The following is a 22,999-nucleotide window of genomic DNA, read 5'->3' as shown; positions in this document are numbered from 1 at the left end:
AAGCATCGCCCCGATCGGCGATGATCCCCTCGTCAGCCTGCCAACCCTCGCAGTCTGATCTGCCCGGCCCAAGCCGGCAACCGTGGTGGCCCTTCGCGAGCTACACCACGCCAAGGGACACGACCTTCGGGTGTCACGCGACGTAGATGATATCGCGCGGTCTCGAAGCTGCCGGGAATGCGATAGATCATGTCCATTGTCATCTGATTGCGCGAGATCAAGCCTTTTGCAATGCGACTTCTCAAACGATCGATTTCAACTCAAGATCGTTATGAACATCTTCGAAGGGCTGGACCGTTCCGGGTCTGTATCCGGACTCGTACTGCGCTCGTGCCAAGCGAGGACGAGACGGAGGAGAGGGTGGCATCAGGGATGGGGGCGACCGCATCTGGGGCGCCCCCGCCTTTGCAGCTACGTCGTCACGCCCGCTTCATCCGCGCCACCTCCGCCTGCGCGTCCGGCAGCCCCTGCACCAGTTCCAGCGCCTGGCGCTCGAAGAGGTTGCGGTAGATGCCGCCGGGCTTGGCGACGAGGGTGGCGTGGGTGCCTTCTTCCGCGATGCGGCTGCGGTCGAAGACGAGGAGCCGGTCGAGTGCCCGAACGGTGGACAGGCGGTGCGCGACGACGATGGCCGTGCGCCCCTCCATCAGCGCCGCCATGGAGCGCTGGATCACCGTTTCCGATTCCGAATCGAGGCTCGACGTCGCCTCGTCCAGGATCAGGATCGGCGCGTCCGCCAGGAACGCTCGCGCGATCGCCACGCGCTGGCGCTCGCCCCCCGAGAGCTTCACGCCCCGTTCGCCGACGAGCGTGCCATAGCCCCGCGGCAGGCGCGCGATGAACTCGTGCGCCCCGGCCCGCTCGGCCGCCCGCTCGATCTCGGCCATCGATGCACCGGGCCGCGCATAGGCGATGTTCTCGGCGAGCGAGCGGTGGAACAGGATCGGCTCCTGCTGCACGATCGCGATCTGCGAGCGGAGCGACGCCTGGGTGACGCCGGCGATGTCCTGCCCGTCGATCAGGATGCGCCCGCCCGTCACGTCGTAGAGCCGCTGGATGAGCTTGACGAAGGTCGTCTTGCCCGAGCCGGAATGGCCGACGAGCCCGACGCGCTCGCCCGCCGGGATCTCCAGCGACAGGTCGTGGTAGAGCGGCGTCGCGTGCCGCCCGTACTGGAACGACACCCGGTCGAAGACGATGCCGCCGCGAGCGATCGCGATCGGCTTCGCGCCCGGCCGATCCTCGACGCCGACCGGCGCCGCCTCCATCTCGACCAGCTCCTCCATGTCGTTGATCGAGCGCTGGAGGTTGCGCAGGTGCATGCCCATCTCGCGCAGGTAGCCCTGCAGGACGAAGAAGGTGGTCAGCACGAAGGCGACGTCGCCCGCGCTCGCCTGTCCCTCCAGCCAGAGGTGCAGCGCCAGCGCCAGGATGGCGACGCGGAGCGCCAGCAGCATCAGCCCCTGCGTCGTGCCGTTGACGTTGCCGCGCTGCCAGGTGCGAAGCGTGCGCGCGCGCCACTTGTCCATCACGCGGTCGAGCCGTGCCTCCTCGCGCGTTTCCGCGCCGAAGGCCTTCACGACGGCGTTGCACGAGACGGCATCGGCCAGCGAGCCGCCGAGCTTCGTGTCCCAGCCGTTGGCGAGGCTCGCCGCCGGCGCGACGTAGCGCAGCGACAGGACAGCCACGACGCCGAGATAGGCGAGCGAGCCCACCGCGATCAGCAGGCCCATCGAGGGCCAGTACCAGCCGAGCAGCAGCGTCGAGCCGATGAGCATGACCGCCGAGAGCAGGAGCGCGACCAGCAGCGTGTCGTTGAGGAGGTCGAGCGCCCACATGCCGCGCGTGACCTTGCGCACCGTCGAGCCGGCGAAGCTGTTGGCGTGCCAGTCCGTCGAGAAGCGCTGGACGCGCCCGAAGGCGCTGCGCACCACCTCGCCCATCATGCGAAGCGTGAAGTAGATGACGCCGGTGAAGACGGCATGGCGTAGGATCACCGCGATGAGCGCCAGCCCCGCCATCGCCGCGAAGGCGGTGAAGGCTTGGGCTTTCGCCGCCTCGTCGATCACGCCGGCGCTCGCCGCAGAAGCGACGGCGTCGACGAGCCGGCCGGCGAAGAGCGGCGTCAGCACTTCGGCCAGCGTCGCGAGCACCATGCCGCCGGCGATGCCGGAGGCGAGCAGCGCCTGCCGCCGCCAGAGGCCGAAGGAATAGCGGAGCACGGCGCGGAAGGCGCCGGCCTTGTGGGAACGTTGGGTCATTAACGACATGAACGCCGCGGCTTTCCTGCGGCGCATCTCCGAACGGCACGCCGCGAGCCACGCGACGAGTCGCGGGCAATCAGGCGGACGGTGCGATCACGAAAGGGAGCGAACGATGCCGGGCCAAGACGGCGCGGCGCATCGATGGGGTGATGTCAGGCCCCGACGCCGGCCCGCGGGGAGTCGGCAAAGAACATCGCAGCGACGAACATGGATGTCATGTGCCCTCCCGAGTCCGGAGTATCGTAGAGGTTGCCTTGGTAAACGAAGAAGAACGGCCTGCCAAGAGCGCATGCGGCATTTTCGCGCGCGATGAACGCGAAAGTTGCGCGGCGGGGACGGTGGCGGGTCGGTTCCCTTCTCCCGCTGGCGGGAGAAGGTCCCGGCAGGGGGATGAGGGTGGCTCATCACGCCAGCGTCGCGAGTCGTTTGCTGGCCGCTTGCGCGGCCGACACCCTCACCTGCCTCGCTGCGCTCGGCACCCTCTCCCGCAAGCGGGCGAGGGGAACAGCGCCTCTTTCGGCATCGTAGCGATGCAGCAGCCTACCCGTCGAACTTGCCGGACTTCGGGAAGCCCTTCGGCACCAGCCGACCCGCCTCCGCGCGGTTGCCGCGCCATTCGGTCAGTTCGTCCGCGCCGCGCGTGAACGCGCGCCCGGCGGTGTCGCGCCACGTCAGGCCGTCGCTCATCGCGAAGACGCGGGCGTCGGAAACGCCGCCGTCCTTGTAGCGCTGGAGGCGCACGCCCTTGCCCCGCGCCATCTCGGCGACCTGAGCGAGCGGGAAGACAAGCATCTTGCGGTTCTCGCCGACCGTCGCGATCGAGTCGGCCCCCATCGGCGCGGGCACCGCGAGAACCAGCCGAACGGGATCGGCGACGTTCATCATCTGCTTGCCCTTGCGAGTGCCGGCCAGCATCTCGGCTTCCTTCACGAGGAAGCCCGAGCCGTCGCTGGCGACGAGCAGCCGCCGCCCCGCCGGATCGGCGACGAAGCCCGTCACGATGTCCTGGTTGTCCTCCAGCTCGAAGGCGAGGCGGATCGGCTCACCCTGCCCGCGCCCGCTCGGCAGCTTGTCGGCGCCGAGCGTATAGGCACGCCCGCCCGAGGACAGGAACAGGATCTTGTCCGTCGTCATGGCGTGGAAGGCGAGGCCGAGCGCGTCGCCCTCGCGGAAGGTCAGCCCCGCGAATTCGGCGAGGTGCCCCTTCATCGCGCGCAGGAATCCCTTCTTGGACAGCACCACCGTCACCGGCTCGCGCTCGATCAGCGCTTCGGCGATGTCGTCGAGGTTGCGCGCGGGCGCGTCGGAGAACAGCGTGCGTCGGCGCCCGAGCGCGGTCTTCTTCGAGAAGGCCTCGCGCACGCTGCGGATCTCGCCCGCGACAGCCTGCCACTGCCGCTCGTCGGAGCCGAGCAGCGCTTCCTTCTCCGCCTTCTCCGCCGTCAGCGCGTCGAACTCGCGCCGCAGCTCCATCTCCTCGAGCTTGCGCAGCGAGCGCAGGCGAAGGTTCAGGACGGCTTCGGCCTGGACGTCGGTGAGCGTGAAGACCCGCATCAGCTCGGCCTTCGGCTCGTCCTCCTCGCGGATGATCCGGATGACCTCGTCGATGTTGAGGAAGACGGTGATGTAGCCGGCCAGGATCTCCAGCCGCCGGTCGATGGCCGCCAGCCGATGCCGGGTGCGGCGCTGGAGCACCTCGCGCTGGTGCGCCAGCCATTCGACCAGCACCTCCTTCAGCGAGAGGACGTTCGGCACCTTGCCGCCGGAGAGCACGTTCATGTTCAGCGGCACGCGAGACTCGAGGTCGGTGGTGCGGAACATCGACTCCATCAGGAGTTCGGGGTCGACGGTGCGGCTCTTGGGCTCCAGGACGATGCGCACGTCCTCGGCCGATTCATCGCGGATGTCGGCGAGGAGCGGCAGCTTCTTGGCCGTCAGGAGCTCGGCGATCTTCTCGATCAGCTTCGACTTCTGCACCTGGTAGGGGATCTCGGTGACGACGACGACCCAGGTTCCCCGCCCTTGATCCTCCTTCTCCCATCGCGCGCGCACGCGGAACGAGCCGCGCCCCGTCGCGTAGGCCTCGCGGATGATCGCACGGCTGTCGACGACGACGCCCCCGGTCGGAAAGTCCGGCCCCTGGACGAAGCGGAGCAGCCCGTCGAGGTCGGTGTCCGGCGCCTCGATGAGCTTGAGCGCGGCGTCGCAGATCTCGGCCGCGTTGTGCGGCGGGATCGAGGTCGCCATGCCGACGGCGATGCCGGACGAGCCGTTGGCGAGAAGGTTCGGGAAGGCGCCGGGAAGGACGACCGGCTCCTCCTCCTCCTCGTTGTAGGTCGGCTTGAAGTCGACCGCGTCCTCGTCGATGCCGCGCAGCAGCAGCGTCGCCACGTCGGTCATGCGCGCTTCGGTGTAGCGCATGGCCGCGGCCGGATCGCCGTCGATATTGCCGAAATTCCCCTGCCCGTCGACGATCGGGTAGCGGATGGCGAAGTCCTGCGCGAGGCGCACCAGCGCGTCGTAGATCGAGGCGTCGCCGTGCGGGTGGAACTTGCCCATCACGTCGCCGACGATGCGGGCGCACTTCTTGTAGCCCTCGCCCGGGTCGAGCTTGAGCACCCGCATGGCGTGGACGATGCGCCGGTGGACCGGCTTCAGCCCGTCGCGCACGTCCGGCAGCGCGCGGCCCATGATGGTGGACAGCGCATAGGCGAGGTAGCGCTCCTCGAGCGCCGCCTTGAGGTCGATCTGTTCGATGTGGCCGCCGTCGGACGGCGGATCGCTGGTCTTTGACATGCCCTCCTTGTAAGCGCCGAAGCTTGCCGGAACAAGACCAGAACATGGCACTGGGCGCACCTGGGCTGGCCGCGACGTTGGGGAAGCGGCGCAAGACGTTCCAAGATCTGGAAGCTTGCGGAATTCGGATAACCATCGGGTGAGCCGCGGAACGGCCTGCCTTGAAGCGTCGGTTGAAGTCGCGTAAGCCGCGGGTCCTTCGTTGCGCCGGTGCAACACCGAGCGCTCCGTCGGACCGTGCAAGACACCATGCGCCGTGGCGCATCCCGAAAGGTTTTAGTTGATGCTTGCCAAGACGTCCTATGCCGCCCTCACCGGCTTCCTGCTCCTCGGCGCCTCGCCGGTCTGGGCCCAGAACATCGACAGCCAGGAGGAAGCCACCGCCTTCGCGGAGCGCTTGAAGGCCGTTGCAGCCGAGCAGGGAATTCCCATCGCCTTCGACGGCGCCACGATCTCGGGCGCCGACGTCACGCTGACGGGCTTCCGCTTCGACCAGCCCGCCGCCGACCCGGCCGCTGCGCAGCAGAAGATCGACGTGACGTTCAAGGAAGTCAGCGGCTCCACCGAGGAAGGCTGGCGCGCCGAGTCCGTGCCCTTCGCCGACATCGACGAGACCACCGACGGCACCCGTGGCCAGGTCAAGGGCATGGCGATCACCGGCCTCGAGCTCGCCGGCACGCAGCCGAGCGATCCGGTTCCCGAGGTCAAGAAGCTCTCGCCGCTCTTCTTCGAGTCCGCCGCGATCCAGAGCGTCAACATCGAGGAAGGCGGCAAGCCGGTCTTCTCGCTGAGCGACGCCAAGATCGACAACACGATCAACGACGACGGCAGCTTCTCCTCGGCCTTCAACTTCGGCACCTTCAACGCCGACTTCGCCTCCGCCCCGGCGGACGAGGAAGGCATCAAGACGCTGCGCGAGATCGGCTACGAGAAGCTCGCGGGGTCGATCTCCGGCCAGGCCGACTGGAACCCGCAGACAGGCGTCCTGTCGCTCGACCCGTTCGACATCAACGTCGCGGATGCCGGCAATCTCAGCTTCACCTACGCCATTTCCGGCTACACGCCGGCCTTCATCGAGTCGATGAAGCAGACCCAGGCGCAGATGGCCGCCAATCCGCAGGACAACTCGGCCGCGGGCATGGCGATGATGGGCCTCATCTCGCAGCTCTACCTCGACTCCGCTGTCCTCTCCTTCGAGGATGCGTCGCTCACGAATAAGCTCCTCGATTACTTCGCCAAGCAGAACGACGCCGATCGGGCGACCTTCGTCGCGCAGCTCGGCCAGATGGTTCCGGCCATGCTCGCCTCGCTGAACAATCCGGAGTTCCAGACCAAGGTGGAGACCGCCGTGTCCACCTTCCTCCAGGATCCGAAGAGCCTGCGGATCGCGATCGAGCCGGCGAACCCGGTTCCGGCGACGCAGATCATCGGCGCGGCCATGGGCGCTCCGCAGACGCTGCCGAACGTCCTGCAGCTCGACGTGACCGCCAACCAAGCCGGCGGCAACTGACGCAACGTTCGTCCCGAGCGAAAGATCTTGCGGCGGGCCGATCGGCCCGCCGTTTTCGTAACGGGCCAATAAGGTTCGTCTGCCTATCCTTCGAGCCGTCCCATCGTTGACGACGGCTATGCCTTCCGCCCGCTTCCGATTAACAGGTCCCGCTCTCGCGATCCTCGGCACGCTGCTGGCGGGCACCTGCGCCATGCCCTTCGTCGGCTCGGCGACGATCGACGCCGAGTCCGTGCGGCGCGAGGAACTGCTGGTGCGGCGGAACATCGTCCTGTGGATCGACGAGGTAGAGAACGGCCTGAAGCCCTATTCCATCTCCGACGAGGCGATCGAGCGGATCGACAACGCGTTCGACGCCGACTGGGTGAAGATGAACCTCGCCTCGTCGATCTTCGCGGGGACGCAGAACCGCCTGGTCGCCGTCCTCGACGGCGACGAGAGGCTCCTGGCCTACGAAGTCGCCGAGCGAAACGCCAACGACTCGCTGTTCCAGCGCCGCTCCGAGATGATCCTCAATCGGGCCCGCCTCCTTGTGCGCTCCGCCAGGATCTTCGAGCGATCCCGCCCGGCGACGATCGCGCCCGACAAGATCGCCGAAAGCACGATCATCATGGTGGACGGCATCGCCATCCTCCTGACCGCGACGATCATCCAGCCGGACTTTCGAGACAGCCTGCCAAAAGGGCCGCGCGCGCCGGTCCTGATCACCGGCCGGCCCATAGAGGGCGGCATCGTCGAAGCCTTCAGCACCCGCTTCCTTCTGCGCAACGCCGTTCTCCAATGGGTGTCCTCGGCCACCGACGAGGCGGTGACGGAGATGGAGACAAGCGGCCTCGCCCATGCCGAGATCGCCTCGGACGGCTTTTCCGAACTCCATATCGTCTGGGAGCCCTTCCAGCCCGGCCGCACCATGCTGGAAAAGGCGATGCCGCTGATGGTGGTCAGCATTCTGGCCTTCCTGCTCAGCGCCCTGTTTCTCCTGAACATCACCCGCCGCGCGACCGACGCGCTGCTGACGAGCGAGGCGCAGCTCCGCCACGCCGCCGCCCATGACGTCCTGACCGGCCTGAAGAACCGGCGCACCTTCGAGGAAACGCTCGCCCGCCTTGCCGCGCGCGGGCCACTCACGCTCGCCTGCTTCGACCTCGACGGCTTCAAGCCGATCAATGACCGCTACGGCCACGCGGCCGGTGACGCGGTGCTGCAGACCGTCGCCGAGCGCTTGCAGCGGGCTTGCCGCCCCGGCCTCGACGAGGCGTTCCGCCTCGGCGGCGACGAGTTCGCGCTGCTGCTGCCGGGACTTGTGACGATGGACGCCCGGAGCACCTGTCGCTCCATCTCGTCGGATCTCGCTGCCCCGATCACCCTGCCGGAAGGCACGGTTCAGGTCGGCGCATCGGTCGGCTTCGCGACGGTGGAGGGTCCAGAGAGCCTGCGCACGGCACTTCTGCGGGCCGATGCCGCCCTCTACCGCGCCAAGTCGCAGCGACGGGTGGCGATCGAAACGGCGGATGCCTGCGTCGAAGACGAGGCGACCGGCCGGCCGGACGTCGCGGCGTGACGCTGCCCGCCGAGCACCCGCTGATCCTCACGCTGCGCTTCGACGAGGCGAGCTTCGGGCGCTTCGACGCGATGCGCCGCCGGCACTTCCCGCCGGAGCGCAACCACATCCCCGCGCACCTGACGCTGTTCCACGCCCTGCCCGGCCATGCCGAGCCGGAGATCGTCCGGACGCTCGCCGAGATCACCGGGCGGACGGCAACCCTGCCCCTGGCGGTGCGCAAGCTGCGCTTCCTCGGCTACGGCTCGGCCTTCGTCGTCGACTCGGCCCCGCTCGCGACACTGCGCCGCGAGCTCGCGGACCGCTTCGCACCGATGCTCGGACGGCAGGACGCGGCCGGCTTCAACCCGCACGTCACGATCCAGAACAAGGCGCCGGCGAAGGAGGCGAAGACCCTCTTCGCCGAGCTTCAGGCCGGCTTCACGCCCTTCGAGGCGCAAGGCACCGGTCTTCTCCTCTGGCGCTATCTCGGCGGCCCGTGGGACGCGGCGGGCGAGTTCGCCTTCGCCGCCCCCTGATGGTCAGGCCTTGGGCGCCTGCGGCGCGACGCGGATGCCGAGGTCCTTCAGCTGCGCGGGCGTCGCCTCCGACGGCGCGTTCATCAGGAGGTCGGCGGCCTGCTGGTTCATCGGGAACATCGTGATCTCGCGCAGGTTCTTCACCCCGCACAGGAGCATCACGATGCGGTCGATGCCCGCCGCCATGCCGCCATGCGGCGGCGCGCCGTACTGGAAGGCGCGGTAGAGCCCGCCGAAGCGCTCCTCGACGTCGCTCGCTGCGTAGCCCGCGATCTCGAAGGCCTTGACCATGACTTCCGGCAGCTGGTTGCGGATGCCGCCGGACGCGATCTCGAAGCCGTTGCAGACGATGTCGTACTGGAACGCCTTGATCGTCAGGGGCTCCTTCCCCTCCAGCGACTCCATCCCGCCCTGCGGCATGGAGAAGGGGTTGTGGGCGAAGTCGACCTTCTTGTTGTCCTCGTCCCATTCGTAGAACGGGAAGTCGATGATCCAGGCCAGTTCGAAGCGCTCGCGATCGACGAGGTTCAGCTCCTCGCCGACGCGGGTGCGCGCGGCGCCCGCGAAGGCCGCGAACTTCTCCGGCTTGCCCGCCACGAAGAAGCAGGCGTCGCCGGCGGCAAGGCCGAGCTGCGTGCGCACGGCCTCGGTGCGCTCCTCGCCGATGTTCTTGGCGAGCGGGCCGGCACCTTCGATCTTGCCGCCCTCCTCGCGCCAGAAGATGTAGCCGAGGCCCGGCTGGCCCTCACCCTGCGCCCAGGAATTCATCCGGTCGCAGAAGGCGCGCGAGCCGCCCGTCTTGGCCGGGATCGCCCAGACCTCGACGCTCGGGTCGTTGGCGATCATGTTGGCGAAGACCTTGAAGCCCGAGCCCGCGAAGTGCTCGGTCACGGCCTGCATCTCGATCGGGTTGCGCAGGTCCGGCTTGTCGGAGCCGTACTTGCGGATCGCCTCGGCATAGGGAATGCGGCGGAAGCTCTGCGAGACCGGCTTGCCGTCGGCGAACTCCTCGAAGATGCCGCGGATTACCGGCTCCATCGTCTGGAACACGTCCTCCTGCTCGACGAAGCTCATCTCCAGGTCGAGCTGGTAGAACTCGCCGGGCAGGCGGTCGGCGCGCGGATCCTCGTCGCGGAAGCAGGGCGCGATCTGGAAGTAGCGGTCGAAGCCGCTCATCATGATCAGCTGCTTGTACTGCTGCGGCGCCTGCGGCAGCGCGTAGAACTTGCCCTGGTGGAGGCGGCTCGGCACGAGGAAGTCGCGGGCGCCCTCGGGCGACGACGCCGTCAGGATCGGGGTGGAAAACTCGGTGAAGCCCGACTCGCCCATGCGCCGGCGCATGGCCGCGATGATCTGGGTACGCTTGACGATGTTGCGGTGCAGCGTGTCGCGGCGAAGGTCCAGGAAGCGGTACTTGAGCCGCACGTCCTCGGGATAGTCCGGCTCGCCGAAGACCGGCAGCGGCAATTCCTTGGCCTTCGACAGCACCTCGATCTCGCGCGCGAAGAGCTCGATCTCGCCGGTCGGCAGCTTGGCGTTGACGGTCTCGGGCGCGCGCGCCTTCACCTCGCCGTCGACGCGGATCACCCACTCGCCGCGCACGGCCTCGGCGGTCGCGAAGGCCGGCGAATCCGGGTCCACCACGATCTGGGTGATGCCGTAATGGTCGCGCAGGTCGATGAAGAGCAGGCCGCCATGGTCGCGCACGCGATGGACCCAGCCCGAGAGGCGGACGTTCGCGCCGACGTCCTCCTTCCGGAGGGCCGCGCAGGTGTGGCTGCGATAGCGGTGCATGGGCAGAAACTTTCCGAGTCGTCGTTGGCTTGGTGCGGGGCGTGCGCGGGCGCCCGCGAGGGCCCCGGCGAGGCGGCGCGACAAGCGCATGGGGTGTCGGCCGTGTCAAGTTCGCGCGGCGGCGGCGTCCCGCTGCGGAAATGCGAGATGTCGCACATTGCGCCAAACGATGCCGGCCCTACACTGAACCGCCATGAACCTCGTCACGACCACGGACGCGCTCGCCTCCGCCTGCCAAACCTTCGCCCGGGCGCCCTTCGTCACGGTCGACACCGAATTCATCCGCGAGACGACCTTCTGGCCGGAGCTCTGCCTCGTCCAGGTCGCCTCGGACGACCTCGCCGTGCTCGTCGATCCGCTCGCTCCCGGCATCTCGCTGAAGCCCTTCTTCGACCTCATGGCCGATCCCGCCGTGATGAAGGTCTTCCACGCCGCGCGCCAGGACATCGAGATCGTCTACAAGCTCGGCGGCCTCATCCCGGCGCCGCTCTTCGACACGCAGGTCGCCGCCATGGTGTGCGGCTTCGGCGAGTCGATCGCCTACGACCAGCTCGTCGCGCGGACCACAGCCGGGCGCATCGACAAGACCAGCCGCTTCACCGACTGGCGCCGACGCCCGCTGTCGCCCGAACAGCTGGAATACGCCCTCGCCGACGTGACCTATCTGCGCGACGTCTACCGTGCGCTGACGAAGCAGATCGAACGCGAAGGGCGGCAGGACTGGCTGGCCGATGAGATGGCCGTCCTGTCCGACCCCGCGACCTACGATCTCCATCCCGACGACGCCTGGAAGCGGCTGAAGCTGAGGGTCCGCAAGCCCATCGAGCTGCAGATCCTCAAGGAGATCGCCGCGTGGCGCGAGCGCGAGGCGCGCGAGCGCGACCTGCCGCGCGGCCGCATCCTGAAGGACGACGCGCTCTACGAGATCGCCCAGCAGGCGCCGAAGGACGAGCAGGCGCTCGGTCGCCTCCGCACGATCCCGAAGGGCTTCGAGCGCTCGGCGACGGGGCGCGAAATCCTCGCGGCGGTCGCCCGGGCCAACGTCGTCCCGCGCGCCGACCTGCCGCCCGTGCCGCGATCGCCGCAGCTGCCGGAGGGCACGGCGGCGGCGGTCGAGTTCCTGCGCGTCCTTCTCAAGATCGTCGCGGAGGAGAAGGGCGTTGCCGCCCGGCTGATCGGCTCGGCGGACGACCTGGAGCAGCTTGCCTGGAAGGGCGAGAATGCCGAGGTGCAGCTCCTGTCCGGCTGGCGGCGCGAGATCTTCGGAGAGCGCGCGCTGGCGCTCCTGGCCGGACAGTCCGCCCTCGTCTTCCGCAACAACCGAGTGGAAGCCATCGAGCTTTAGTTCAACTTTACAATACATCGACGGCTTTAACGTTCCGGCAACCTTTTCGGGAACATCTCGCCCGCCTGGGTTAGTTTGGCGCCGAACGAGTTGAACGCCGGAGTGCCCATGCAGACCGCCATCGTGACGCCGAGCTACAGCGGCGACTTCGATCGATGCCGCTTGCTCTGCGAGAGCATCGACCGGCGCGTCGTCGGCTTCTCCACGCACTACGTCGTCGTGGAAAAGAAGGACCTCTCGCGCTTCGCGCCGCTCGCCGGTCCGCGGCGGCAGATCGTCGACGAGCGCTCCGTTCTCCCCTCCTGGCTCGTGGCGGTGCCCGATCCCTTGAGCTTGGGGCGCAGGCGCATCTGGCTCTCGGTCAAGGGCCCGCCCCTGCGCGGCTGGCACGTCCAGCAGATGCGCAAGATCGCGATGGCCGCGATGCTCTCCGACGACGGTGTCCTGTTCTGCGACTCGGACACGGTCTTCGTGCGGGAAACCGACCTCGCCGTCCTCTGGAGCAACGGCCGCTTCACCTTCTATCGCCAGGAGAACGGCATCGCGCCGGACAAGGCCGAGCATCTCGGCTGGTCGGCGCGTGCGGCGGGTCTGCTCGGCATCGGCTCGGCTCCGGTCTCGCGGGTCGACTACGTAGCCCAGGCCGTCGGCTGGCGCACCGACACGGCGCGCGACATGCTCGCCCGGATCGAGACCGTCGCGTCGCGCTCCTGGGCCGCGGCCCTCGCCTCGGACCGCCGCTTTTCCGAATATCTGATCTACGGTCGCTTCGTGGACGAGGTGGAGAACCGACCGGATCGCCACGCTCCGACCGAAACGTCGATCTGCAACAGCTGCTGGTCCGAGGACGCGCTGGCCCGCAGAGGTCTCGCCTCCTTCTTCGCCCAGGCGACGGCTCGCCAGCCGGCCGTCGGCATCCAGTCCTTCATCAACGCGGATCTCGGCCTGATCCGCGAGGCCGCCGGTCTGGCGTGACGCCTCAGCCGGCTCGCCCGGCCCGGCAGCGAGCAAAGGCCCGCTCCGCCGCGCGGTTGGCGAGCAGGGCCGCGAAGGCGTCGCCCTGGATCTGTTGCAGCAGCTCGTAGCGTCGGCGCCCGGTTTCAAAGGCGTAGCGCTGGCAGGTGTCACCCTCTCGCACGGCCGGCGGGCGCGCGCGGAAGTCGAAGCCTTCGGGCGGGCGCTGCGCGGAGCAGGCCGACAGCGTGGCGGTCGCGAAAACGGCGAGGAACATCGGACGCATCATGGTCGTCGCGCAACGCACAACGGTGCCGTCGGTTTCGCGCCTATCGTCGGATCAGGCCTTCCGCCACGATCCCGGAATTTTATCCTTCTCGGCGAGCCGTCGTTCGGGGTATCCAGGCACGGTACTCCGCTTCTCTCGCGGAAGTGTTAGGACCTGCCCCAACGGATAAGTCCGCGTTGCAGACTCGGCGGTAAGATCGTCCACCATGAGCGTCATCCAACATCGGTTCCGTCTGCACGTCGTCCTGCCCATCGCCTTGTTGGTGGCCGGCCTGATCGTCGGGGTGATGCTGTTCCTGCTCGTGCTGGCGCATCGGCAGACCGACGACGCCGTCGCCAACCAGCGCGCGCTGGCCGACGGCATGCTTCGCATCCGCCTCGCCGAGCTGGAGAAGCTCGCTCAGGATTATTCCTACTGGGACGAGGCCTACGACAATCTCTTCGTGCGACCGAATGCGAACTGGGCCGCCGCCAACATCGGTCCCGGCCTGCGCCAGTCCTATGGCGTCGACATGAGCTTCGTCGTCGCGCCGAACGGTCGGTCGACCTATCGCATGGTGGACGGCGTGCCGTCCGATCTGGAACCGACCCAGATCTTGAAGGGCGGGCTCGAACAGCTTCTTGCGGATCGTGCAAAGGCCGGTCCGGACTCGGTGCGCTCCGGGCTCCTTGTCGCCGACGGGGCGCCGGTCCTCGTTTCCGTCGCGCCGCTGCGCCCCTTCACACGACCGGACGACGGCGATCCGGCGTCCCGGCACGTTCTGCTTCTCGCCGATCGACTGGACGACGCGCAGATCGCCCACTTCTCCGAGATCTACCGCCTGCCCGGCCTGCGGATCGCCTCGACGGCCGAGCAGGCCGGCCAGGCCTCGATCGAGATGCGGACCTTGGACGGCAAGGCCTCGGCCCATCTTGCCTGGATCGGCGACGATCCCGGCGGCAAGATGCTGCGCGACATCCTGCCCCTCGTCCTCGCCGTGCTCGTCGCCTTCGCGGTGTTCTCGATCATGGTGCTGCGCCAGGCCGAGCGATCGGCGCACAAGCTCGAAATCAGCGAGCGGCGCGCCTCGCACGACGGTCTCACCGGCCTTCGCAACCGCTCCGCCCTTCTCGATCAGCTCGAATCGGCAAAGACCTGGCCGGCCATCCGCCTGGGCTACGCCCTGCTCTACGTCGACCTCGACGGCTTCAAGCTGATCAACGATACCCACGGCCACGGCATGGGCGACGACGTTCTGCGGATCGCGGGGCGTCGTCTCGAAGCCGCCGTGCCGCCCGGCGGGCGGGCCTACCGGCTGGGTGGCGACGAGTTCGCGGTGATCGTTCCGGGACGCCCGAACCTGGCGGAGGTCCGATCCGCGGGCCTGAAGATGATCGAGGTTCTGTCCGCGCCCATGGACCTCGGAGGCGTCGAGGTGCAGATCGGCGCAACGGTCGGCGTCGCTCTCGCCACCTCGGCCGGAGCGGATGTTCTCGAGACCCTGCGCAACGCCGATCAGGCTCTTTACGTCGGCAAGCGCTCGATGAAGGGCACGGTCCGCTTCCACGTCGAGGTGGCCGACCGCCCCTCCAGCCTCGTCTCCTGAGCCGCGGCGGACAGGAAGCCTCCAGCCAACGACTTCGAAGCCGACGCGCCGACGGCGCGGCTTGAAGGCCGTTCGTAAGTCGGCCATATCTAGAGTGCTGCGGGCGATCGTGTTCCGTCGGCACCCGTCAGCTTCCCCTCGACGATCCCGGCTCTTCTGTTTGCGCGGGCCGATGCCGCTCTGCGACATGCCAGGGTCAGGGAAGCCCTTTATTCGTTTTCCGAGGAACCGCTTAGCACCGGGGAGGAGATTCGCTTCGACATGGGCAGCAAGACCTACAAGCAGTTCGGTGCCGTGCCGTACCGGCGAACCGAAACGGGCGAACTCGAGGTCTTGTTGATCACGTCGCGCGAGACCGGTCGGTGGGTGATCCCCAAGGGATGGCCGATGCGCGGGCGCGCGCCCCAGAAGGCCGCCGCCATCGAAGCCTATGAGGAGGCCGGCGCGCTCGGCAAGCCGTCCAAAGCGGCCCTGGGCACCTATTCCTACGGCAAGCGCACCAAGACGGAGACCAAGCCGTGCGAGGTCACGGTTTATCCGCTCTTCGTCGAGAAGCTCGTCGACCGCTGGCCGGAGAGCGACGAGCGCCGCCGCGAGTGGTTCGACCCGGCCGCGGCTGCGGAACGGGTCGACGAGCCGGAGCTGCGCTCGATCTTTCTCAACCTCGACAGCGCTCTTTGAGGCGCAGCGGCCGAGGGCCGCTCCTCAGCGGACGTAACCCCATCCGTTGAGGCGCATCTGGCCGGGCGAGGCGCCGGCCGCGGTCACGACGAGCCGCTCGCCGTCCCCGTTCACGAAGTTGAAGCGGCATGTGCCGAGCCCCGGCCCCGAGCACAGTTCGGTTTCCGGATAGATCGCGCATTCGTCGCGCCCGACGCAGCGCTGCGCGGCAGTCGCCGCCGGATAGGGCTGCCCCTCCCAGCCGCCGAATGCGAGCACGGCGCGCGCCTCCGAATAGGGCATGCCGCGCCGGAGGTTGTCGACCGCATAGGACGGGCTCGACGTGTCGGGGGCAGCATCGCTCCCGTCCGTCTGGCAGCCGCCGAGGGCCGCCAGCGCGGCAAGAAGAAGAAAACGCAGACGCATGGTTCGCTCGGACCTTTCGCAGTGCGGGGCGCGCCCCCGATCCCGGCCTGCGCGCAGATACCTACTTTGAGGCGGTTTTGCGCCGCGCCGGAGAGATGGTCCGGCCGGATCGCCGCGATGGGCGTCGACCTCAGTCCGTCAGGCCGGCCGCACGCCGAAGGGCGGCGTTGATCCGGTCCTGCCAGCCGGGGCCGTCCTCCTGGAAGTGATGAAGAACGTCCTGATCGATCTTCAGCTTCACTTCTTCCTTCGTGCCCGGAACCGAGACAGGCTTGGCTTCGGCGGGCTTCGCGGCAACGGGGGCGCGCGGCTTGAAGACGGCCTCGGCCGCGTCGAAGGGATTGATGGGTCGGCGGGCCATGTGTCCTCGTTCTGCCTGTCAGTTGCGGGTGGAGCGCGCAGCTTCGGCGGAGGCCTCGCGGATCGCGGCCGCTTCCTCTCCCGCCTCCCGGTCGATGGTCTCGACCAGCCCGAGCAGGATCTGCGCGGTGGCGCGCTTGCCGTAGAGCTCGACATGCCCGGCGAGCCCTACCGCCAACAAGCTTTCGAAGACGTTCTTGGCTGGAGCGCCGGCGTCCATCAGGTCGCGGGCGGCTTTCTGCCAAGCTTCGGAAAGCTTCGCGCGAAGATCGGCGTCGTTCGGGTCCATTCCCCAGGCTCTATCCCATTGCGGATCGCTTGTCGCGGCTCGATCCAGGCCGCCGCCGGGTCCTTTCGCCCATCCGCGCGTCAGGCTTGCGCCGGCTCCTCCTCCGCCATGCGGCCGGCGAGGTCGTGGAGCGAGGCGCGCAGCTCCTGCAGCTCCTCCTTCGAAAGGCCTGCGCGGCAGCGCAGGGCATCGCGTCCGACGACCGCGGCCGCTTCCAGCGACCGCCCCTTCTCCGTCGCCGAAACGAGGATGAGGCGCCGGTCGCTCTCGTCCCGGCGGCGCGCGATCAGTCCGGCGCGCTCCAACTGGTCGGCCATCGGCGTCACCGCGCTCGGCCCCAGCTTCAAACGCTCGGCGATTCGGCGCGTCGGGACCTCCCCCTCCTGCCAAAGCACCATCATGACGAGATATTGAGGATAGGTGAGGTTCAACTCGCTCAAAAACGGCCGATAGGCCCGTGTCACGGCGTTGGTCGCTGCGTAAAGTGCGAAACACAGCTGGTCGTCGAGACGCACTGTCGCTTCTGAGTCGCTTGCCACCGGAGCCCTCGCCATGCTTTGGTTCACCCCTGAATGATCCATAATTGAAGCTTTGGATCAAGCGCCTCGAATTTCGGTGAGCAGTCTCTGCCGAGGCAAACGCGTTCGCGCACAGTGTTTGGAGTGCAGGAGTGGCGTTTCCAATTCACGACGGATCGGCGGCAGCGAGCGCGCTCCCTCCTCTCGACGCGGTTTCCCGTTCCATCCTACAGCTGCTGGCGAACGGCGAAAGCTATGACGAGGCCGCGTGCATCCTTGGACTCGAGCGCGACGCGGTCGACCATTCGATGTCCGCGCTGCGCCGCCGACTCTGCGCGACGACCGACGAGCACGCCGTTGCCATCGGCCTTCGCCTGAGGTTGATCGACTAAAGGTTGATCCGCCAAGGCGTCTCGACTGTGAGCTGCCGCCGTCCATCTTCGCCCCTGCAGCACGATAATCGGCGTGCCGATAAGACATCCTGCCTCACTCGGGCACGGGAAGTCACGCCAGCCTCCCGCGATCAGGTCACGCCCACAAAATTTATAGTAGTATGGTAGCCCGGCTTATGTAGGGTCAGCCGGGATGGAGGGCGATTCATGGCGCAGCCGCTTGAAAGTCCGGATGGGTCCCTGTCACCTCAGATGCGCCGTTGCTTCAGCCTTCTGGCGGAAGGCCGAACGATCGGTCAGATCGCCGCCGAGCTCTACTTGAGCGAGCGAGGCGTGATCGATCTCATCGAGGATGCACGCGCGACCCTGTCGGCCCGCAACCGGGTCCACGCCGTCAACATCGCGATCCGCAAGGGCCTGATCTGACGCCACCCTTCCCCGGCCGGCACGACGCCTTCAGCCTTCAGTACGTGCTGTCCTGAGCCGGACGGCTCGCCATCAGCTCCTCGGCCATGGCATGGCGCAGCGCTTCGCTGGTCGCCAGTTCGCTGCGCAGCCGGGTCACTTCGTCGCCGGCCAAGGGCTCGACGGAGATCGTATCGGACTGGAACGGCATCTCCACGGGCAGTGAGGCCAGCGCCTGCTCCCATGTCAGCCCGTTGCGCCGCAGGATCTCGCTGGCATGCGCTGCGGCGCTGGCACGCTCCCCGTCGCTGTCGGACGCGAGAAGGCCGGCGATCTTGATCAATCTGGCATGTTCGTCAGGGGTCACCCGCACCTCCGAGCCGCGCGTCGCTTCTCCCCGTAACCCAGGCCGCGTCGACCGGCAAACGCTATGGAATGAGCGAACGACGGACGATGCCGCGCCGACTGCGCTTTAACTCCTTGATTTCCCACGCGCTCATCGATGCCGCGCCGTCCCGCAAGGCGCGGAGGATCACCTTCCCGATGGCTGCGGCCCGGCTCATCCCCGCAAATACGGCGTCGTCCTCAACCACCTCAGCCAGATCTCGATCGCCGAGCAGTGCGCCCTGGCGCCCTGGCTGTTCATCCCGCTCGGCGCACTCCGTCCTCAGGCCCCCACCGATCAACGGGCCAAGAAGCGCGCGCCGCGCTTCCGCCATCGCTCACGCCGCGGCCAACCATTCGCCGAAGTGGCCGGGATCACGGCCCGTCGAATCGGAAGCTGGCATTTGCGACCGGGCCGCCGTCGCGGCTGGCGTCGACGCACTGGTAGAGGCTCCAGTAGAACAGCGTGTTGATCGTGTGCTCGGCATCGACGGACTCGATGCAGGCCGCCTGGACGGCCTCCGGGACGCTCGACCAATCCTGCCTCAAGGCGTCGTAGTAGTCCTGCGCGACGCTCACGCAGCGCCCGGCCTCGACGGCTTCGTCGAAGCTATAGGTCGCGGCGTCATAGGCCGCCTGACTGCGGCATTCCTCCGTCGGATCGCGCTGGGGAAGCTCCACCGCGTGCGCGGCCCCTCCGAGGCCGAGGAGCAAGGCGGCGGCGACGAGACGGGCGGCAAGCATCGGCGATCGATCCTCGAACGGACAAGGCGGGTCCCCGATACTAACCCCTGCCCTTCTTCGGCTTCCTTAAATCGAAGCCGCCGCCCGGCCAGCCAACAAGCTGCCGTCCAACTTTTCCGTGCCGCCCCCATTTTCCCGCTGGACAAGCCGCGATCGGGCCTCTAGAACCCCGCTTGTCGACGGGCGATGGCCAGCCGACGCAGCGCCGAAGGCGTTCCGGGTGATTAGCTCAGTTGGTAGAGCAGCTGACTCTTAATCAGCGGGTCGTAGGTTCGATCCCTACATCACCCACCATTCCAAACCGCTGAGACATACTACTCCCGGCTCCACCGACGTGCTGACGTGCCGTCCAGCGGTTTCCGATCCTACCCTGCGATTTTTAACTCCCGTTCTGTTCTGTCCGCGGCCCGCTCTCCATCCGGCGTCTCCCGGAGGCCTAGCTGACGGGACTCACCATTCCGCAAATCGAACTGCTGAGCGCCGCCGTCGGGGACGGTGTCGAGGTCAGCGGCCGGTCGCGCCCGACCTGCGATCTCATTCGCTGCGGCTGCGCCATCTGGTCAATTTACCCACCAGGACATGGCTTCCTTCAGCCCAGCGAGAAGGGCCGAGCTGAGATCGATCGTCTTGCGCGCGGCAAGTGGAGGGCTGGCTGAAGGCCAAGCTCACCAGGAAGCCGTTGAAGCAGCACGCCGAAGCCATTGACCTCCTGGAAAAGGCTGTGCCGACGGATGACGAGCGTCATTTCACCCTCGACAATTGGCCGGAGCGCGCTGAGCAGATCAACTCAGCGCCCGACGCCTTCTTTAGGCCGATAAGCTTCGCCGACAGCGTCGCGATCGCGGTGGGAACCGGGCGCATCATCGATCTGTGCGCCGGCATCGGGTCGCCCGAACTGGCCGTGCCGATGCACACCGCATGGTGGAGGGACAGGCTGGAAGACGAGTCCGCACCTTCGACGATTGATCGTAGATGGGACGGACTCGTTGCGTTCGAAGCTGCGCGTGGACTGAGAGACTATCTCACCTCAGGTGAATCATGCGGTCCGCCCGAAGTCCAAAGACATGCCGGAAACATCAGCCGCTCATGCGCTCGAAGCCGGCATCGTCGTTGCCGCTGTCGAGGTCGAGCGCGACGCCGCGGGCGGGCGCCGCCGGGCGGCGCGCCGGCTGGAAGCCGCTCACCCGCGCCTGAAGCGCGCGAACGTCCTGGCGGGCCGGGGCGGCAGAGGAAGCCGGAGCCGGCGCCGCGGCACGCGGCGTCTGCGGCCGGGTCGCAACCGCGGCCGGCGTCTCCGTGTCGATCCGGAAGAAGCCGGCGCGCTCGTTGAGGGCCTCGGCCTCGGCCGACAGCTCGCCCGCCGTCGCGGTCATCTCGTTGGCGGCGCCCGCGTTGGCTTGCGTCACCTGATCGAGCTGCTGGATGGCCTGGTTGATCTGCTCGATGCCGATCGACTGCTCGCGGCAGGCCGCCGAGATCTCGCCCACCAGCTCGGCCGTGCGGCGAATGTCGGGAACGAGCCGCTGCAGCATCTCGCCCGCTTCCTCCGACACCTGCAGCGTCGACACCGACAGCTCGCCGATCTCGGCCGCCGCCTGTTGGCTGCGCTCGGCGAGCTTCCTCACTTCCGAAGCGACCACCGCGAAGCCCTTGCCGTGAGAGCCGGCGCGGGCGGCCTCGATCGCGGCGTTCAGCGCCAGGAGATCGGTCTGGCGGGCGATCTCCTGCACCACGGTGATCTTCTCGGCGATAGTGCGCATGGCTTCCACCGACTGGGCGACGGCGGTGCCGGTCTTCTCGGCGTTGACGTTGGCCTGGGCGGCGATCTTCTCGGTCTGGGCGGCGTTGTCGGCGTTCTGGCGAACGTTCGCCGTCATCTCCTCGACGGCGGCCGAGGCCTGCTCGGAAGCCGCCGCCTGCTCGGTCGAGCCGGAGGAGAGCTGCTCGGCCGTCTGCGCCGACAGGGCCGAACCGGACGCCACTTGGCCAGCGGAGCCCAGGACGCCCCCCACGATCTCCGACAGCTTGGCGCTCATCCGGTTCATGGCGCGCTCCAAATCGCCCAGCTCGTCGCGGCCCCTGGCGTCCACCGTCCGCGTCAGGTCGCCCGAGCCGATGGTTTCGGCGAGGTCGAGCGAGCGCCGCAGGCCCCGGACCAGCGAGAACGCCATCCAAATCGCCGCCGCCGCGCCCAGGATCACCGCCGCGATGCCGAAGCCGATCAGCAGCGCGCGCGTGGACAGGAAGGCCTCGTTATTGCCCGTCGCGACGGTTTCCGCCGCGGCCTTCTCCGCCTCTGCGAAGCGGATCAGCTCGCCCTTGATGCTCGTGGAGAGCGGCATGATGTCGTTCTGGACGATCTGCGCGGCGCGGAACGTCGAATTGGCGAGTCCGTGATCGAGATACTGCTCCGCGGGCGGCTTGAGCTCGCTCCACAGGCGCTGGACACGGCCGAGGGCGGGCGGCTCCACTTTCGCGATCACGAGAGCTTTCGCCAGACGGTCGAGTTTGCCGTCGACGGAGGCGACTGCGCCCTTCGCGCGCTCGGCGAGCTGCTGAAGCTCCGCCTCGTCGGTCTCGTTCAGGGCGCGTGTCAGAATGCGTCGGTAGCCGGGGATGTCGGCCCGCAGCTGGCCGGCGATCGTGACCGTGGTCTCGGGCCCGCCGAGAAGCACGATCTCGTCGCGCAGGCTGCCGATCGAGAGTTCGAGGCGGTCGCCGATCGGCTGGATGGACTGCCTGTTCAGCTCGCCGGCCCGGGTTTCCTCGTTGCGCGCGGCGAGCTCGACGGCTTGGCGCGTCAGCGTGTCGAAGCGCTGGAGGTCCGCCTTGAGGGCGTCGATGTCGGCATGCGCCACGGGCGTGCCGCTGGCGCGGTAGGCGTCGATCCGCTCGATCACGGTGCCGAAGATGCGATCGTAGTTCTCGCGTTCCGACGCGATCCGACCGTCGTCAGACGACATGATGGCGTTGCTCGCCGCCTGCTGCGCTTCGGCGACGTTGCTGCGCAGGTCGGTGAGGACGGCGCTGCGGCCGAAGGGGCCGCCGATGAAGGCATTCATGCGCTCGTTGCCTTCGGACAGCTTCTGGATGCCGAGGTAACCGATGGCGGAGGTGAGGACGAGAACGGCTCCGAACGAGCCGATGAGACGGGTGCTGATGCGCATGGCTTGAGTCGCCGGTTCCTGCTGTGTCAGTTCTGGGCGCGCTTGGCGGCGAGGGCGGCCGCGTCGCCGGAGCGCACGAGGCTGAAGGGGATCCAATTGAGCGTGTCGACGCTCTTGCCGGCTGCCATCTGGCGCGCCAGCTCGAGGCCGAGGGCGCCCTGCGCCTTGCCGTCCTGGAGCACGGACAGGCTGAGGTCGCCGGCCACCATGGCGGCCAGCGCGTCGTCGGTCGCGTCGATGCCCGCGACGATCGGCTTGATGCCGGCTTCCTTCGCCGCCTGGATCGCACCGAGCGCCATCTCGTCGTTGTTGGCGATCACCGCGTCCGGCTTCAGCCCGCCGTCGAGGAAGGCCTCAAGAAGGGCCTTGCCCTCGGCGCGATCCCAGTTGGCGCTCTGTTCTTCCAGGATCTCGATGCCGCGGCAGTCCGGCCGCGAGAAGACCTCGTGAACGTCCAGCGTGCGCATCCGGGCCGCGGGATGGTTCAACTCGCCGATCATGATCACGGCCGTGCCGCGGCCGCCCATCAGGCGGCAGGTCTCCTCGGCCTGAAGCGTGCCGGATTCGACCTCGTTCGAGCCGACATAGACGACCTGGCCGCCGAGCACCTCGTCGCTTGGCATGTGGTTGACGAAGACGAGCGGAACGTCGGCGGCGCGAGCGAGGCGGGCGATCTCGACTTCGGCCTTGGAGTCGCCGCCCAGGACGACCAAGCTCGCCACCCCGTCCTTGATGAGCTGGCGCACGTTCTCGACCTGCAGGCCGGGATCGTTCTGCGCATCGGTCTTGGCGAGCTTCAGGCCGGCCGCGGCCGCCGCCGCCTCGACACTGCCGCCGATCACGGCGCGGAACGGATCGTCGGTTCTGGGCATGGCGAGCCCGATCGTCTGGGCGCTCGCATGGGTCATCAGGGCTGCTTGCAGAACAAGCACGGCGAGAAGGCGCGACACGGGAGCTCCGATCATCGTGGAGGCGGCGGCGAGCCGGTCTCGGCCGGGGCTTCGCCTTTAGGAAGGGAAAGTCGTTTGTCGAGCAACT

General features: G+C 67.9%; 22 protein-coding genes and 1 tRNA gene. 10 read left to right on the top strand and 13 right to left on the bottom strand.

Annotated elements, in window-relative coordinates:
* Positions 1-419 precede the first annotated feature (419 nt).
* Both FZN60_RS23950 and parC read right to left on the bottom strand, forming a co-directional pair.
* Complete coding sequence (locus FZN60_RS23950) at positions 420-2,261, bottom strand: ABC transporter ATP-binding protein (RefSeq protein WP_158876034.1); 1,842 nt, start codon at positions 2,259-2,261, stop codon at positions 420-422.
* Between the two features lie 543 nt (positions 2,262-2,804).
* On the bottom strand, positions 2,805-5,060 hold the full coding sequence (parC, locus tag FZN60_RS23945) for a DNA topoisomerase IV subunit A (RefSeq protein ID WP_158876033.1): 2,256 nt from the start codon (positions 5,058-5,060) through the stop codon (positions 2,805-2,807).
* Positions 5,061-5,343: 283 nt separating this feature from the next.
* Here parC and FZN60_RS23940 point away from each other — a divergent pair, with 283 nt between their 5' ends.
* The 3 genes from FZN60_RS23940 to FZN60_RS23930 all read left to right on the top strand — a co-directional run bounded on the left by FZN60_RS23940 (position 5,344) and on the right by FZN60_RS23930 (position 8,649).
* Positions 5,344-6,570, top strand: coding sequence for an aq_1923 C-terminal domain (locus tag FZN60_RS23940; RefSeq protein WP_158876032.1), 1,227 nt, complete (start codon positions 5,344-5,346; stop codon positions 6,568-6,570).
* A 106-nt stretch (positions 6,571-6,676) separates the two neighbouring features.
* Positions 6,677-8,131: a GGDEF domain-containing protein gene (locus FZN60_RS23935; protein ID WP_158876031.1), complete on the top strand. Its 1,455-nt coding sequence runs from the start codon at positions 6,677-6,679 to the stop codon at positions 8,129-8,131.
* Complete coding sequence (locus FZN60_RS23930; protein ID WP_246727121.1) at positions 8,128-8,649, top strand: 2'-5' RNA ligase family protein; 522 nt, start codon at positions 8,128-8,130, stop codon at positions 8,647-8,649. Before FZN60_RS23935 ends, FZN60_RS23930 begins: the two co-directional genes overlap by 4 nt.
* Positions 8,650-8,652: 3 nt before the next feature.
* On the opposite strand, the gene aspS is transcribed toward FZN60_RS23930, so the two are convergent.
* Positions 8,653-10,443 (bottom strand): aspartate--tRNA ligase, encoded by a 1,791-nt coding sequence (aspS, locus tag FZN60_RS23925; RefSeq protein ID WP_158876030.1) that lies wholly within the window; start codon positions 10,441-10,443, stop codon positions 8,653-8,655.
* A gap of 193 nt (positions 10,444-10,636) precedes the next feature.
* Here aspS and rnd point away from each other — a divergent pair, with 193 nt between their 5' ends.
* Both rnd and FZN60_RS23915 read left to right on the top strand, forming a co-directional pair.
* The gene (gene rnd, locus FZN60_RS23920; RefSeq protein WP_158876029.1) at positions 10,637-11,788 is read left to right on the top strand and encodes a ribonuclease D; all 1,152 of its coding nucleotides are present in this window, start codon (positions 10,637-10,639) and stop codon (positions 11,786-11,788) included.
* A 108-nt stretch (positions 11,789-11,896) separates the two neighbouring features.
* Positions 11,897-12,763 (top strand): DUF6492 family protein, encoded by an 867-nt coding sequence (locus tag FZN60_RS23915; RefSeq protein ID WP_246727119.1) that lies wholly within the window; start codon positions 11,897-11,899, stop codon positions 12,761-12,763.
* A gap of 4 nt (positions 12,764-12,767) precedes the next feature.
* Here FZN60_RS23915 and FZN60_RS23910 read toward each other — a convergent pair whose 3' ends face one another.
* The gene (locus FZN60_RS23910; protein ID WP_158876027.1) at positions 12,768-13,019 is read right to left on the bottom strand and encodes a hypothetical protein; all 252 of its coding nucleotides are present in this window, start codon (positions 13,017-13,019) and stop codon (positions 12,768-12,770) included.
* A gap of 217 nt (positions 13,020-13,236) precedes the next feature.
* On the opposite strand from FZN60_RS23910, the gene FZN60_RS23905 reads away from it, so the two are divergent.
* Both FZN60_RS23905 and FZN60_RS23900 read left to right on the top strand, forming a co-directional pair.
* Positions 13,237-14,616 carry a diguanylate cyclase domain-containing protein gene (locus FZN60_RS23905; RefSeq protein ID WP_158876026.1) on the top strand — a complete coding sequence of 460 codons (1,380 nt, stop codon included), beginning with the start codon at positions 13,237-13,239 and terminating at the stop codon, positions 14,614-14,616.
* 261 nt (positions 14,617-14,877) lie between these two features.
* Positions 14,878-15,297: an NUDIX hydrolase gene (locus FZN60_RS23900; RefSeq protein ID WP_158876025.1), complete on the top strand. Its 420-nt coding sequence runs from the start codon at positions 14,878-14,880 to the stop codon at positions 15,295-15,297.
* Between the two features lie 24 nt (positions 15,298-15,321).
* On the opposite strand, the gene FZN60_RS23895 is transcribed toward FZN60_RS23900, so the two are convergent.
* The 4 genes from FZN60_RS23895 to FZN60_RS23880 all read right to left on the bottom strand — a co-directional run bounded on the left by FZN60_RS23895 (position 15,322) and on the right by FZN60_RS23880 (position 16,815).
* On the bottom strand, positions 15,322-15,702 hold the full coding sequence (locus FZN60_RS23895; protein ID WP_158876024.1) for a hypothetical protein: 381 nt from the start codon (positions 15,700-15,702) through the stop codon (positions 15,322-15,324).
* Positions 15,703-15,832: 130 nt separating this feature from the next.
* Positions 15,833-16,063 carry a BrnA antitoxin family protein gene (locus FZN60_RS23890; RefSeq protein WP_158876023.1) on the bottom strand — a complete coding sequence of 77 codons (231 nt, stop codon included), beginning with the start codon at positions 16,061-16,063 and terminating at the stop codon, positions 15,833-15,835.
* Positions 16,064-16,081: 18 nt separating this feature from the next.
* Positions 16,082-16,351, bottom strand: coding sequence for a hypothetical protein (locus FZN60_RS23885; RefSeq protein WP_158876022.1), 270 nt, complete (start codon positions 16,349-16,351; stop codon positions 16,082-16,084).
* A gap of 80 nt (positions 16,352-16,431) precedes the next feature.
* The gene (locus FZN60_RS23880) at positions 16,432-16,815 is read right to left on the bottom strand and encodes a MarR family winged helix-turn-helix transcriptional regulator (protein ID WP_158876021.1); all 384 of its coding nucleotides are present in this window, start codon (positions 16,813-16,815) and stop codon (positions 16,432-16,434) included.
* Between the two features lie 206 nt (positions 16,816-17,021).
* On the opposite strand from FZN60_RS23880, the gene FZN60_RS23875 reads away from it, so the two are divergent.
* The gene (locus tag FZN60_RS23875; RefSeq protein ID WP_158876020.1) at positions 17,022-17,261 is read left to right on the top strand and encodes a helix-turn-helix domain-containing protein; all 240 of its coding nucleotides are present in this window, start codon (positions 17,022-17,024) and stop codon (positions 17,259-17,261) included.
* A 207-nt stretch (positions 17,262-17,468) separates the two neighbouring features.
* Complete coding sequence (locus FZN60_RS23870) at positions 17,469-17,687, top strand: response regulator transcription factor (RefSeq protein ID WP_158876019.1); 219 nt, start codon at positions 17,469-17,471, stop codon at positions 17,685-17,687.
* Positions 17,688-17,724: 37 nt separating this feature from the next.
* On the opposite strand, the gene FZN60_RS23865 is transcribed toward FZN60_RS23870, so the two are convergent.
* The 3 genes from FZN60_RS23865 to FZN60_RS23855 all read right to left on the bottom strand — a co-directional run bounded on the left by FZN60_RS23865 (position 17,725) and on the right by FZN60_RS23855 (position 18,794).
* Positions 17,725-18,033, bottom strand: coding sequence for a hypothetical protein (locus tag FZN60_RS23865; RefSeq protein ID WP_158876018.1), 309 nt, complete (start codon positions 18,031-18,033; stop codon positions 17,725-17,727).
* Between the two features lie 61 nt (positions 18,034-18,094).
* Positions 18,095-18,385: a hypothetical protein gene (locus tag FZN60_RS23860; RefSeq protein ID WP_158876017.1), complete on the bottom strand. Its 291-nt coding sequence runs from the start codon at positions 18,383-18,385 to the stop codon at positions 18,095-18,097.
* A 40-nt stretch (positions 18,386-18,425) separates the two neighbouring features.
* Positions 18,426-18,794 carry a hypothetical protein gene (locus FZN60_RS23855; protein WP_158876016.1) on the bottom strand — a complete coding sequence of 123 codons (369 nt, stop codon included), beginning with the start codon at positions 18,792-18,794 and terminating at the stop codon, positions 18,426-18,428.
* A 218-nt stretch (positions 18,795-19,012) separates the two neighbouring features.
* Here FZN60_RS23855 and FZN60_RS23850 point away from each other — a divergent pair.
* Positions 19,013-19,088, top strand: a tRNA-Lys gene (locus FZN60_RS23850).
* A 782-nt stretch (positions 19,089-19,870) separates the two neighbouring features.
* Here FZN60_RS23850 and FZN60_RS23845 read toward each other — a convergent pair.
* A complete protein-coding gene (locus FZN60_RS23845) occupies positions 19,871-21,961 on the bottom strand; it encodes a HAMP domain-containing methyl-accepting chemotaxis protein (protein WP_158876015.1) in 2,091 nt (696 codons plus the stop codon).
* Between the two features lie 26 nt (positions 21,962-21,987).
* Positions 21,988-22,911, bottom strand: a complete 924-nt coding sequence (locus FZN60_RS23840; RefSeq protein ID WP_158876014.1) for a substrate-binding domain-containing protein — start codon at positions 22,909-22,911, stop codon at positions 21,988-21,990.
* Positions 22,912-22,999: the final 88 nt, after the last annotated feature.

Source organism: Antarcticirhabdus aurantiaca, from assembly GCF_009765365.1.
Taxonomy (GTDB): Bacteria; Pseudomonadota; Alphaproteobacteria; order Rhizobiales; family Rhizobiaceae; genus Antarcticirhabdus; species Antarcticirhabdus aurantiaca.
The sequence above is the reverse complement of the archived record's forward strand: the minus strand, read 5'-3'. Positions and strand labels throughout refer to the sequence as shown.